Source organism: Erwinia aphidicola (assembly GCF_024169515.1).
Lineage (GTDB): Bacteria > Pseudomonadota > Gammaproteobacteria > Enterobacterales > Enterobacteriaceae > Erwinia > Erwinia aphidicola.
In genome coordinates this window covers 4,628,664-4,640,988 of sequence record NZ_JAMKCQ010000001.1, presented here as the reverse complement: position 1 = coordinate 4,640,988, position 12,325 = coordinate 4,628,664, and the positions used below count along the sequence as shown (strand labels likewise).

At 56.2% G+C, this 12,325-nt stretch carries 9 protein-coding genes, 1 tRNA gene and 4 pseudogenes; 5 read left to right on the top strand and 9 right to left on the bottom strand.

From position 1 onward, the window contains the following. Positions 1–9 precede the first annotated feature (9 nt). Positions 10–1,038 (bottom strand): ABC transporter substrate-binding protein, encoded by a 1,029-nt coding sequence (locus J2Y91_RS21620; protein WP_048918276.1) that lies wholly within the window; start codon positions 1,036–1,038, stop codon positions 10–12. Positions 1,039–1,271: 233 nt separating this feature from the next. On the opposite strand from J2Y91_RS21620, the gene J2Y91_RS21615 reads away from it, so the two are divergent. Continuing rightward, positions 1,272–2,312 carry a LacI family DNA-binding transcriptional regulator gene (locus J2Y91_RS21615; RefSeq protein WP_133623347.1) on the top strand — a complete coding sequence of 347 codons (1,041 nt, stop codon included), beginning with the start codon at positions 1,272–1,274 and terminating at the stop codon, positions 2,310–2,312. A gap of 97 nt (positions 2,313–2,409) precedes the next feature. Next, a pseudogene (proR, locus tag J2Y91_RS21610) lies at positions 2,410–2,502 on the top strand (transcriptional regulator ProR); the annotation flags it as partial. Between the two features lie 60 nt (positions 2,503–2,562). Here proR and J2Y91_RS21605 read toward each other — a convergent pair. After that, positions 2,563–2,638 (bottom strand) — tRNA-Asn (locus tag J2Y91_RS21605). A 439-nt stretch (positions 2,639–3,077) separates the two neighbouring features. Between J2Y91_RS21605 and J2Y91_RS21595 the strand changes: the two are divergent. Next, positions 3,078–3,345 (top strand): annotated as a pseudogene (locus J2Y91_RS21595) (SymE family type I addiction module toxin); the annotation flags it as partial. 134 nt (positions 3,346–3,479) lie between these two features. Here the strand turns inward: J2Y91_RS21595 and J2Y91_RS21590 are convergent. From J2Y91_RS21590 to J2Y91_RS23135, 5 genes and pseudogenes are all read right to left on the bottom strand, one after another. Continuing rightward, positions 3,480–3,833, bottom strand: coding sequence for a hypothetical protein (locus J2Y91_RS21590; protein ID WP_133623348.1), 354 nt, complete (start codon positions 3,831–3,833; stop codon positions 3,480–3,482). After that, the gene (locus tag J2Y91_RS21585; protein WP_366521321.1) at positions 3,826–5,154 is read right to left on the bottom strand and encodes a VENN motif pre-toxin domain-containing protein; all 1,329 of its coding nucleotides are present in this window, start codon (positions 5,152–5,154) and stop codon (positions 3,826–3,828) included. The genes J2Y91_RS21590 and J2Y91_RS21585 overlap by 8 nt, the downstream gene beginning before the upstream one ends. 407 nt (positions 5,155–5,561) lie before the next feature. Next, positions 5,562–6,023, bottom strand: coding sequence for an immunity 42 family protein (locus J2Y91_RS21580; RefSeq protein ID WP_133623349.1), 462 nt, complete (start codon positions 6,021–6,023; stop codon positions 5,562–5,564). After that, on the bottom strand, positions 6,020–6,958 hold the full coding sequence (locus J2Y91_RS23140; protein ID WP_432759792.1) for a DUF6862 domain-containing protein: 939 nt from the start codon (positions 6,956–6,958) through the stop codon (positions 6,020–6,022). The genes J2Y91_RS21580 and J2Y91_RS23140 overlap by 4 nt, the downstream gene beginning before the upstream one ends. Before the next feature lie 66 nt (positions 6,959–7,024). After that, positions 7,025–8,701: pseudogene (locus J2Y91_RS23135) on the bottom strand (hemagglutinin repeat-containing protein); the annotation flags it as partial. 163 nt (positions 8,702–8,864) lie between these two features. Between J2Y91_RS23135 and J2Y91_RS23200 the strand changes: the two are divergent. After that, positions 8,865–9,023: a SymE family type I addiction module toxin gene (locus J2Y91_RS23200; RefSeq protein ID WP_494773785.1), complete on the top strand. Its 159-nt coding sequence runs from the start codon at positions 8,865–8,867 to the stop codon at positions 9,021–9,023. A gap of 45 nt (positions 9,024–9,068) precedes the next feature. On the opposite strand, the gene J2Y91_RS21570 is transcribed toward J2Y91_RS23200, so the two are convergent. Together J2Y91_RS21570 and J2Y91_RS21565 are read right to left on the bottom strand one after the other, a co-directional pair. Continuing rightward, positions 9,069–9,401, bottom strand: coding sequence for a hypothetical protein (locus J2Y91_RS21570; protein WP_133623350.1), 333 nt, complete (start codon positions 9,399–9,401; stop codon positions 9,069–9,071). Next, a pseudogene (locus J2Y91_RS21565) lies at positions 9,398–11,977 on the bottom strand (hemagglutinin repeat-containing protein); the annotation flags it as partial. The pseudogene J2Y91_RS21565 and the gene J2Y91_RS21570, both read right to left, overlap by 4 nt. Between J2Y91_RS21565 and J2Y91_RS21560 the strand changes: the two are divergent. Then, complete coding sequence (locus J2Y91_RS21560) at positions 11,970–12,299, top strand: SymE family type I addiction module toxin (protein ID WP_133623351.1); 330 nt, start codon at positions 11,970–11,972, stop codon at positions 12,297–12,299. The pseudogene J2Y91_RS21565 and the gene J2Y91_RS21560 sit on opposite strands and share 8 nt — an antisense overlap. The last annotated feature ends 26 nt before the right edge of the window (positions 12,300–12,325 follow it).

Sequence of the window (12,325 nt, the reverse complement as noted above, 5' to 3'; positions counted from 1 at the left end):
CCTCGACAGTTATTGGGCGCTGGCGCCGATCTCTTTATCCCAGCGGCTGAGCAGCGCTTTGCGTTTTGCCGAGTCGCCGTAGGTTTTAAAGTCGTAATCGATCAGCTTGATGTTCTCAAAGCGCGGCGCATATTCGGAGATGGCGGCGTTTTTATTCGATGGCAGCTGGAAGGATTTGGCATCTTTCATATGCGACTGCGCTTCCGCGCTCAGCGCCCAGTCGTACCACACTTTGGCACTGGCGAGGTTGCGGGCGCCTTTCACAATCGACATCGAGCCAATCTCATAGCCGGTGCCTTCGCACGGTGCCACGGCCTTGATCGGGAAGCCATCGACCTGCATCGCCACCGCGTCATGCATAAACACGATGCCGATGGTGGTTTCGCCACGCGCCGCGGCTTTCACCGGGGCCGAGCCGGATTTGGTGTACTGGGAGATATTGGCGTTAAGCTTTTTCAGGTAGTCGAAGGCTTTCTCTTCGCCCATGATCTGCACCAGGGTGGCGAGGGTGTTATAGGCGGTGCCGGACGAGTTCGGGTTTGCCATCTGGATTTCGCCCTTGTACGACGGGTCGAGCAGATCGGCCCAGCAGGCCGGGGCTTTTAATTTCTTATCCGCGACCAGTTTCGTGTTGTAGCCCCAGCCAAGCGCTCCGGCATACACGCCGATGGTGCGATATCCGGCGCTTTCGGCCTGCTTGCGTGCCCAGTCCTGCTGCTGGTCAAGCAGCGGAGATTTGTACACCTGGGTTAAGCCCTCATCCGCCGCCTGCATGTGCGGGTCGCCGGTGCCTGCCCACCAGATATCGGTACGCGGGTTGCGGGCTTCAGTGCGAATGCGGGCATAGGCTTCGCCAGCGGAGAGGCGCACCATGCTGACCTTGATATCCGGGTGCTGTTTTTCAAACAGGTTGGTCATTTGCTCACAAACCACGACATCCGCGGAGCAGATCATATTCAGCTTTCCGGCGGCACAGGCGGGCAGGGCAGAGAGCGTGGTAGCGGCAGCAATAGCGGCCATCAGAGTGACGCGATGCATGGTGTTCTCCTTGGTTGTGTAGGGTAGCGATACGTTGTCGCCAGGTTTTTATGCACGCGGTTTTTTGCACGTGTGTGCAAAGGAATAATGATTAATAATTGCGCTGTCAATCGCGCTGATACGCAACTCCACGGCCATGTCACAAAAATGAAACAATTGTCTAACAAATTTATTTGCACAGCCTTGCAAAGTGCGACAGACTCTCTGGCGTACAGTGATCAGGCGGAAGAGATATGGCGGTGGAGAAAACGGTAGTCAGTGCGCAGGACGTGGCGGAGCTGGCCGGGGTATCCCGTTCGGCGGTGTCGCGCACCTTTACGCCGGGGGCCAGCGTGTCGGCGGCAACGCGCAAGCGGGTGATGGCAGCGGCGGAAGCGCTGGGTTATCACGTCAATCATCTGGCGCGCGGGCTGGTGCGCAACCGCAGCGGCATTGTCTGCCTGATTGTCTCCGAACTGGCCACGCCATATCGCGCCAGCCTGGTGCGGCTGGTGACGCAGCACCTGCAGGAAGCGGGCAAAATCGCCATGCTGATCAACACCGATCGTTCCGATGACAGCGTCTCCCAGGCGCTGCAGCAGGCGATCAATTACCGCGCCGATGCGTCTTTTGTCCTCTCCGGAATGCCGGAGAGCGCCATTGCCCGCCTGTGCCACAAGCACGGCCAGCGGCTGGTGCTGATCAACCGCAACGACGCGCTGCCCGGATCGCTCAGTATCAATCTGGATAATGAAGAGGCCGCCAGCCGGGTGGTGATGGCGTTTGCCCGGGCGGGCTGCAAGAAGCTGGCCTTTGCCAACTCGCTGGCGGGCACCCCAAGCCTGATGGCGCGCGAGCGCGGATTTTTACAGGCGGCGCAAGCGGCCGGGCTGAGCGTCAGCGTTGAGCGCTTCGGCACTACCTCCTATGAGAGCGGGCAGATCCTCGCACATCGCCTGTTGACCCGACGCGAGCGTCCGGATGCGGTGTTCTGCGTTACCGATCTGCTGGCCTGCGGCTTTATGGATGAGGCGCGTCACCGCTTTTCCCTGCGCATCCCCAAGGATCTCTGCGTGGCGGGCTACGACGATATTCCGCAGGCTGCCTGGTCCTCCTATCATCTCACCACCTTCGCACAGCCGGTCGAGCAGTTCGCCCGTGACGCGGTGCAGTGGCTGATTGCTGAAGAGCAGAAGGAAGGGGAGTTACCTCCCCCCCCTGGGCTGGAGATGCCCGGCGAAACGCGGCTCTATCATGCCGATTTTATCTGGAGAGGGACGGTGCGTGGGGGCTAGGGTGATGGCGACGCTTATTTTTAACCACTTTGCGCTCATGCTCGCAAAGTCATGCAAACAAATGTCTGTTACCTCGAAACCCCCGAACACGCCTCCAACTTCTCTCAAACGCGATGTTGAGGCAGCGGGTGGCAAGCTGCGGCTTGATGTAGAACTGCCGGACGGCTCCCATTTTGGCTTTGCGTTATAAACAATTCCTGCTGAAAACAAAAAGCCCGCTCAGGTTTCCCCGAGCGGGCTTCTCTAAATATGGCTCCTCTGACTGGACTCGAACCAGTGACATACGGATTAACAGTCCGCCGTTCTACCGACTGAACTACAGAGGAATCGTTTGAACGGGGCGCATAATAATCATGGCAGGGAGGTGTGTCAACGTTAAATATTCTCCAGGAGCATGCTGCCGGCCATGCTGGTCAGAAGATTATTATCCGCCGTACCACTGGAGCTCAGCGAGCAATCGCTGTGCCTGGCTATAGGTAGATTTTTCGACGTCTATTCCAAACTATTTACTGTTTCGCATTATTGCGGTCGCTGTCCTGCGGGTAGCTTCTGGTATCCGATAAGTATTCAACAATGGAAAAAAAAGAGGCGTAAACGTTGATAAAAAATGTTAAGAGCCTCCACAGTTTTCTGATTTTTTAGCGGGTTTCATAAATCAAAGAGTTAAACAGTCATTACCAGGGAAGGGCAGGGTACAGCATCAGCTGCACCAGCACGCGCCACCCCAAAACCAGAAGCAGCGCGGCACGCTACACCTACAGCCCCAGCATTAACCTCAAGGGCGACTGGCTGGAACAGGCGGGGTTTGATACCGGGGATGCCGATTAAGATCCGGGTGATGCCCGACTGTATCGTGATCACCACCCAGGACACCCGCGAACTGTGGGGCTGCATCGAGGGCCTGAGCGTGGTGCCGATTAACCGCAGGAAGGTGGCGCAGTGGCTGAAGGAATTCCCGGGGGCGTTACACAACACCTGTGACGTGCCGAAGTTTAAACGTAACAGCGGGTATCATTGTCGGGAGCTGAAATAGTGGGATATCCCGCCTGATAGCAGCTGCAAATAGCAGAGTTTATCCGCAAGATTGTCCGGCCGAAGAAGCGGGCGGCTAAAGGGTAACTGACTGAGTATAAAGTAAAATCCCGGTCTGATGGCCGGGATTTATTATTACTTAATCGGATGATTGTAATGTTCAGGTATTCGATAATCCTCTGGAATTTCTGGCCAGTTAAAACGTTCAGTCCAACCAATCATTTCAATATCATCATATATATCGTTGAAAAAATTCCGCAAATTCATTGAATGAATTCTAGACATAATCAATGCTGCCTGAACAGCAATCATATCTTTCTCATCTAATGCTTTTCTTAGCACCAATGATATTTTTTCTAATTTTTCCAACTCACTACATAATTCTTCATCTAAGTTTAATGAGTAATCAACAGAAAGTTCGTCTTCACGAATGTTGCAAACTTTTGCCACATCAGATAACGCCTCTTTAATGTAATTTAATTTAGTCAATTTTCAGTTTCCTCCCTTGCCCAGCTTTGGTTTTATCAAAATTAACCGAGCCATCCAAGTTAAGAACAGCCTTGAAATTACCATTTTTATCAAACACTTCTAAATGATCTTTATGTTTAGCATCAAGGTATAACTGGTCGCCTTTCTTTATCGTATCACCAGTTTTATTTTGAGCTTGGTAAATGCTCTGTCCTTGATATTGCTTCGCGGTTTTCCTTGTGACATCTTTAATATCACTACCAAATCCTGACTTTTTCAGAAGTTCGCTCATATTCCCAACAGCCCCGGCATTAGGGACGTGTGGAACTTTCTTACTTGGCAGGATAATACTTGCCACCATCCCGCCTGTGGCTTCCAGCGCCGCCTGATTCCCTTCAGACGCTTGTTTGATGGTGTCGGCGACTGCTGACCAGGTTTCGCTTTGCATCAGCGCCTTAACGCTGTCTGCTACCGCCTGATTCTTCCCGGCCAGATCATTAAGAGCTGTACCACAGTAACTGTCACCGGCTGCACATGACGCCAGCGCCATCGCTGCATCAGCAGCGTAATCCGCCCCACCCAGTGCCGCATCACCCGTATCAGCCAGGGCATTGATAATCCCGTTCGCGATGGAGGAGGTTGTACCGTTGCCCAGCTTATCCCGGACCTGATCTTTCCAGTGTTCAGCGCTCTGCTTAACCGATTCGCGGGCTTTATCCCCGCTCAGTGAGTTATTCTCCACCGCATTCTTGCCCGCCTGAGCGGCCGTCACAGCACCGCCAGTATCGCCCGTTGCCAGGCCGCCTGCAAGCCCTGCGGCCAGCTGGCTCAGCGCGCTGACCTGCTGTTTCTCGCTTTCGCTCAGCTGGTCTGTCGTCTTGCCCGGGAACAGCTGCCCGGCGATGTAGCGCGCCGCCAGCTCGCCGCCGCCGGCGCCCAGCCCGCCGGCCACGGCCGACTGGTGGTTCAGCTGCGCCGTGACCGCGCCCAGCACCGCGTGCGCCATCGCGTTGCTGGCCACGTCCACCTTGCCGGTCAGCGGGTTGGTGGTCAGCTTCTTGATTTCCGTCGCCAGATACGGCGATGCGCCGCTCGCCAGCGCCCCGGCCAGGTTGTTGCCCGCCAGCGCCGTCAGCGCGCCCGTTACCGCCTGCGCCGCCTTCTGCAGGTCGCTGCCGGTGCCGTACTGCCGCATCGCGTTGTTATAGGCGCGCTGCAGCACGTCCGACTCGCGGAACGGTTTGTCGTCCTTCTCCAGCTGCTCCCGCGCCTGCGCCAGCGCCGCCGGGTCGGTCTGCGCCTTCAGCCCGGCGATGTCGCCCTGGGTGCGGATAACGTCCATCGCCTGACCGGCGATTTCGCCGATAAGCTGCGCCTGTTCTGCTCCTTCTTTTTGTCAAATATCGTATTCAGGCTTTTCGCCGCATGCGCCATATCCCGGCTCAACGTACACTCGTCCTGCTTATGTATTGTGCGAAGAAGGTTCGCGCGTTGAAGCGGGACTTCGCTGTAAAGATTTGCGGGACGGTTGCGCATAATACCCGTACATTATGTTGAACGGACGTTCGACCAGCAGCATGAACGCAGAGAACGCCACCGCTTAGCGCTGGACGGGCGGCCGTTTACCCCCGCGTATACGGGACACGATTAAGGCAGATCGACGCAGGGACGCGGCGCTCTGCCGCACAGTGAACAACACGACTCACAGAGAACCGCCTAACATTCCCGGATCGAAGTCCGGGATTAATTTTATAAAGATGTCTGTCTTAACTGATTGATTACACTAAGTACAGTTCCCGCAGGCAACATTGTTTCATTAATTTCATCCCCATAATTAGTGCTCCATATTAATTTGTCACCAATGCTTGTTTTTAGAAAGTAAAGATAGAAGCCATTATCCCCCATTGGAGTGCATGTCATATCAAACAGCCCATCAATTAACTCTTCACTATCACCTAAGAAGTAATCTGTGGCGTTGCTATAAAGAATTCTTGCATCAATAGAAGCATCATTAACATTTAAACTTTCAATTGGTGCTTTAGAGTAGAAACTAAATGTTGTCGTTAATTCAAAAACATCCACGACATTAAAAATCACACGCCCATCAATACACAGTGAAAAAAGTCCATTTTTCCAAATGTCATTGGGTGTACTCCATTCATCAACCACATCAAATTGTAGAGATAAACAAAAAGGATCGCCGTAAATCATTTTATTCTTACTCCCAACTGTTTCTGAACAGCATTCGGTATTTGACCGCTTGTTAACGCATTCTTATCCCCGGTACTCCCATTCCAGTGATACTGCCCATTTGTACCTTCAAATCGATGAACATTGCCTTGACTATCGACGGCAAAACGAACCTCTTTATTAGGGTATTGTTTCGGGCTGGGGATTGAATGCTCAAATAGGCTAAGGGAATCTTTAGGCTCGATTCCTGCATTTGGCCTGTTACCCTGCTGACCTAATGTATGCTTAGGGTTAGATTTATATACTAACCCATTGCTAACCTTAATAGGTTCTGACACCGGAATTGCGCTGCTTTTTCCTGTGCTATTCCCTTTACCGCCTGCGCCCACAGACAGATGTGCACTGGATGACACTTCAGAGCCTTCACTGCCCGCATATCCCGCTCCGGGAGTGGCCGTTATCAGCCCGTCATTATTCCCCTTGGTGCTACTGGCAATGTTCTGCTTGAATTCGTCATACTTCGTCATCAGCTGCTTTAGCGTTGATGCCGCTGCGCTGCTGATTCCTGTTTTGCCGCCCTCGTTGCCTTTCAGCCCATAAAATATTCCAGCAATATCAGCTGCCTGATTGATATTTATTGCCAGCGCAAAACGGTCTTTCGCTTCCTGGTAGCTGATGTTCTGTGATTTCGCGTAACCCTCTATTGCGTAATCCCATTTATCAGCTGAGGTATTCGCCACTATCTGGCTGACTTGAGCGTAATCTTCGCGATTCAGCTCTTTATACGTCAGCCTGCCCAGATAATCGTTGTAACTGTCCTGTAGACCCTGTGCCAGAGCATTCGCATCCTGACAGGCGGGCGATGCCCGCCCCTGGGAACACGCATCCTGCACATACTGATCAACTTCGGCGTCAAGTTTGGTTAGCTGGTCGTGTCGCTCTTCCAGTGCAGCCACTTCTTCAGGCGTTCTTGGGTGCAGGGCCAGTCCGGTTTCTGACAGTGCAAGCTCAATGCTGTTTTTCTCCTGGGCATCTTTGCCGCTCAGCGCATTATTCTCAACCGCATTCTTGCCCGCCTGAGCGGCCGTCACAGCACCGCCAGTATCGCCCGTCGCCAGGCCGCCTGCAAGTCCTGAGGCCAGCTGGCTCAGCGCGCTGACCTGCTGTTTCTCGCTTTCGCTCAGCTGGTCTGTCGTCTTGCCCGGGAACAGCTGCCCGGCGATAACCCGCGCCGCCAGTTCGCCGCCGCCGGCGCCCAGCCCGCTGGCCACGGCCGACTGGTTGTTCAGCTGCGCCGTTACCGCGCCCAGCACCGCGTGCGCCATCGCGTTGCTGGTTACGTCCACCTTGCCGGTCAGCGGGTTGGTGGTCAGCTTCTTAATTTCCGTCGCCAGATACGGCGATGCGCCGCTCGCCAGCGCCCCGGCCAGGTTGTTGCCCGCCAGCGCCGTCAGCGCGCCCGTTACCGCCTGCGCCGCCTTCTGCAGGTCGCTGCCGGTGCCGTACTGCTGCATCGCGTTGTTATAGGCGCGCTGCATCACGTCCGACTCGCGGAACGGTTTGTCGTCCTTCTTCAGCTGCTCCCGCGCCTGCGCCAGCGCCGCCGGGTCGGTCTGCGCCTTCAGCCCGGCGATGTCGCCCTGGGTGCGGATAACGTCCATCGCCTGACCGGCGATTTCGCCGATAAGCTGCGCCTGCCTGAGCCGGTTCTGCTCCTTCTCCCTGTTAAATATCGGGCTGATGCTGCCGTCGTTGGCGTGGTCGGTATCCCGGTTCAGGGTGGTGATATCCTGCTGCTGCCTGTCCTTGTCACGGATGAGCAGGGCGCCTTCACTGACCCCGGCCTTCGTCGTGCCCTCTGCATGGCCGCTGTTGTTGGCGCCCGACAGCATGCCGCCGGCCATATTGGTCAGCAGGTCCCTGCCCACCGGCCCGCCGGTGCTGAGGCTGCCGCCGCTGTGCGTGGCGCGGTAATCTGCCTGGTTGTGGATGTCGCTCCAGCCCAGCGTGCCGGTATCAAGGCGGTTGCTGTCCGCGTCCGCGGTGCTTGCAATGACGGCACCATCCAGTTGAGTATGCTCGCCAACCCTGACGTCATAGCCGCCTTTGCCCGCAAACAGCCCGGTCTGCTCTTTGACGCTGTCAAAGTTGCTTTTGAGCCTGTCCCGGCTGGCGCTGACGCTGGCGGAACCGGCTGAGCCGAAGGTGAAGCTGCCGCCCGCGCTGGCGTTCTGCTGCTTTGCGTTATAGCGGTCGCTGTCCCGCTCGCTTTCCAGCGTCAGGTTGCGCCCGGCGTCAACGGTGATTTTTCCCCCGCTGGCCTGCGCCCCTTTCAGGGTGGTGTCGCGGCCGCTGGTCAGGCTGAGATGGCTGCCCGCGTCGAGCGTGGTTTCGCTGTGGGTCAGGCCGCTGCCGTTCTCATGCCCTTTACCGGCGTTGACCCCGGCAGAGACGCTGATGCCGTAGCCGCCCGTACCGGCGCCGATACCCACGCCGACGCTGCCGCCTTTACTGCTGTTAGTGCCCGTTGTGGATTCGCTGTTTTGCGCGGAGTGCAGGGTAATAATATCCCGCGCCGCGTCAAGGGTCAGCGCTTTGCCCGCCTTCAGCTGACTGCCGGATATCGCGATATCGCCGCTTTGCGCGGCGTTATTCTTACCGGTTGCCGTTATCGACAGGTTTTGCCCGGCGCTGAGCGTGCCCAAAGCGCAGCGGCAGTATACCGTCAGCTGTACCGGCACGCGCCACCCCAAAACCAGAAGCAGCGCGGCACGCTTCACCTACAGCTCCAGCATGAACCTGAAGGGCGACTGGCTGTAGCAGGCGGGGTTTGATAACGTGGTGAAGATTAACGTGCGGGTGATGGCGGGCTGCCTGGTAATTACGGCACAGCAGCCGGAGCCGGAACCGGAGATTATGCAGACGCTGAGGAAGGTCTGTAGGCTGTCAGCCCGCAAGCAGCGGCAGGTGACTGAGCGGATCGAGGTGATCAGCAGGCCGCAGAGAAATGGCGGTAACTGACTGGTATATAAGGTAAAATCCCAGCTGCGAGGGCTGGGATTACAGTTAATCATCGTATTGAAGATTTATGCTTATTTTTTCTTCTGGTATATCAACGGTTATTTCACATGATGTCCATGCTGGTTTTCCATTAGTCATGTTATTTTTAATATAAAAATTCCGCATTTTAACTAATAGCAACCTAAGGTCATGGCTGGCTAACTTATCAGGCACAAACCAGTCTTCACTGTCTGTCTGATCAATGTAATCATATTCATACTCACATGACTCACCATCAAGTGGTAATTTGGCTCGAGCAATGATCTTCTTAGCATTCTCTGGGCCAGCACCTACTAAAAGGTGACCAATTTTATTATGTAGATCATCTAATTCTTTCATTTTAGCCCTCCCGGAGTATTGCTAATATCTTTGATAACTGGACGAGCACCATCAATGGAATATATTACACTAAAACTATCGGGACGTTTGCTATCCCCGATATAAACTGGCGCTATTTTTACATTGACTTGCTGACCATTTCTCAAAGCACTGGCCCAAGTATTTTCCATCTGCTTCCACACACCTTTATTCAGATTTCCATCCATCGGAACGAGGTTGAGTTTCTCACCTGGACCATTAAAAATGCTGGCAATTAAATGTCCACCTTCATCACCAGGATTACCACATTGACCAGCTTTACATTGCTGATAAGTATTTCTGTCATTTTTACCCCAAGACAATGTACCTTCGGCAAAGCTGGTTCTGCCTTGTTCATCCGTCTGGAATGTTTTGTTCCCATCAACCTTATAAACCGTATTCGGTTCTGGCTTGTTCATCGCCTTGTTCCAGGCTCCTTTCTTGCCGGAGTCCACAAGAACGATGTTCTTACCTTCCGTTCCGGCAGCAGGTTTACCGCCTTTACCCATCCCACCGGTTACAGCACCCAGCGCTGCCGCCGCATAAATCTCTGCCTGCTGTGGGTCTATATCGTAGCGGCTCTGCAACTGATTTGCGAACTCGGTACTGGAGACAACTCCCTCAGCTTCGATCTGCTGTGCCAGCAATGAAGACATATCGTTCTTCATTTTTGATGGTACATCATCACCAAGTACGCGATCTATTGCTTCACGAACCAGCATGCCGTTAGCCGGTATATCACCATAAGTCGCTTTACAGGCTTTAGGGTCCGAAGCACACACAGCAATCATTTCTTTCTGCTGCTTAAGGCTCAGATCCTCCATCTCTTTCACGACCTGCTGACAGTCGCCACGAACCTCACACCCTTTCGCTTTCGCTGCAAATGCATCTATCTGATCGGCATGCAGCGCATTATTCTCCACCGCATTCTTACCCGCCTGGGCGGCCGCCACAGCACCGCCAGTATCGCCCGATGCCAGGCCGCCTGCAAGCCCTGAGGCCAGCTGGCTCAGCGCGCTGACCTGCTGTTTCTCACTTTCGCTCAGCTGGTCTGCGGTTTTGCCCGGGAACAGCTGCCCGGCGATAACCCGCGCCGCCAGTTCGCCGCCGCCGGCGCCCAGCCCGCCGGCCACGGCCGACTGGTTGTTCAGCTGCGCCGTCACCGCGCCCAGCACCGCGTGCGCCATCGCGTTGCTGGCCACGTCCACCTTGCCGGTCAGCGGGTTGGTGGTCAGCTTCTTAATTTCCGTCGCCAGATACGGCGATGCGCCGCTCGCCAGCGCCCCGGCCAGGTTGTTGCCCGCCAGCGCCGTCAGCGCGCCCGTTACCGCCTGCGCCGCCTTCTGCAGGTCGCTGCCGGTGCCGTACTGCCGCATCGCGTTGTCGTAGGCGCGCTGCATCACCGCCGCGCTGCCGGTTGCTTTACCGTCTTTGGCCAGCTGCTCGCGCGCCTGCGCCAGCGCCGCCGGGTCGGTCTGCGCCTTCAGCCCGGCGATGTCGCCCTGGGTGCGGATAACGTCCATCGCCTGACCGGCGATTTCGCCGATAAGCTGGGCCTGCCTGAGTCGGTTCTGCTCCTTCTCCCTGTTAAATATCGGGCTGATGCTGCCGTCGTTGGCGTGGTCGGTATCCCGGTTCAGGGTGGTGACATCCTGCTGCTGCCCGTCCTGGTCACGGATGAGCAGGGCGCCTTCACTGACCCCGGCCTTCGTCGTGCCCTCTGCATGGCCGCTGTTGTTGGCGCCCGACAGCATGCCGCCGGCCATATTGGTCAGCAGGTCCTTGCCCACCGGGCCGCCGGTGCTGAGGCTGCCGCCGCTGTGCGTGGCGCGGTAATCTGCCTGGTTGTGGATGTCGCTCCAGCCCAGCGTGCCGGTATCGAGGCGGTTCTTGTCGCTCTCCGCCGTGCTGGCTATTACCGCGCCGTCGAGCCGGGTGTGCTCTTTGACGGTGACGTCATAGCCGCCTTTGCCCGCAAACAGCCCGGTCTGCTCTTTGACGCTGTCAAAGTTGCTTTTGAGCCTGTCCCGGCTGGCGCTGACGCTGGCGGAACCGGCTGAGCCGAAGGTGAAGCTGCCGCCCGCGCTGGCGTTCTGCTGCTTTGCGTTATAGCGGTCGCTGTCCCGCTCGCTTTCCAGCGTCAGGTTGCGCCCGGCGTCAACGGTGATTTTTTCCCCGCTGGCCTGCGCCCCTTTCAGGGTGGTGTCGCGGCCGCTGGTCAGGCTGAGATGGCTGCCCGCGTCGAGCGTGGTTTCGCTGTGGGTCAGGCCGCTGCCGTTCTCATGCCCCTTACCGGCGTTCACCCCGGCAGAGACGCTGATGCCGTAGCCGCCCGTACCGGCGCCGATACCCACGCCGACGCTACCGCCTTTACTGCTGTTAGTGCCCGTTGTGGATTCGCTGTTTTGCGCGGAGTGCAGGGTAATATCCCGCGCGGCGTCGAGCGTCAGGTTTTTGCCCGCCTTCAGCTGACTGCCGGATATCGCGATATCGCCGCTTTGCGCGGCGTTATTCTTACCGGTTGCCGTTATCGACAGGTTTTGCCCGGCGTTGAGCGTGCCCAAAGTGCAGCGGCAGTATACCGTCAGCTGTACCGGCACGCGCCACCCCAAAACCAGAAGCAGCGCGGCACGCTACACCTACAGCTCCAGCATGAACCTGAAGGGCGACTGGTTGGAACAGGCGGGGTTTGATACCGGGGTGAAGATTGACGTGCGGGTGATGGCGGGCTGCCTGGTGATTACGGCCCGGCAGGCAGAGCCGGAACCGGAGATTATGCAGACGCTGAGGAAGGTCTGTAAGCTATCGGCCCGCAAGCAGCGACAGATGACGGAGCTGATCGAGGTGATCAGTAAGCCACAAAGACAGAACGGTAACTGACTGGTGTATAAAGTAAAATCCCGGCT

Bases quoted from the DNA above. Each gene is read 5' to 3' on its own strand.
- J2Y91_RS21620 (WP_048918276.1), bottom strand. From the start codon at position 1,038: ATGCATCGCGTCACTCTGATGGCCGCTATTGCTGCCGCTACCACGCTC.
- J2Y91_RS21615 (WP_133623347.1), top strand. From the start codon at position 1,272: ATGGCGGTGGAGAAAACGGTAGTCAGTGCGCAGGACGTGGCGGAGCTG.
- J2Y91_RS21585 (WP_366521321.1), bottom strand. From the start codon at position 5,154: ATGGACGTTATCCGCACCCAGGGCGACATCGCCGGGCTGAAGGCGCAG.
- J2Y91_RS21580 (WP_133623349.1), bottom strand. From the start codon at position 6,023: ATGATTTACGGCGATCCTTTTTGTTTATCTCTACAATTTGATGTGGTT.
- J2Y91_RS23200 (WP_494773785.1), top strand. From the start codon at position 8,865: ATGGCGGGCTGCCTGGTAATTACGGCACAGCAGCCGGAGCCGGAACCG.
- J2Y91_RS21570 (WP_133623350.1), bottom strand. From the start codon at position 9,401: ATGAAAGAATTAGATGATCTACATAATAAAATTGGTCACCTTTTAGTA.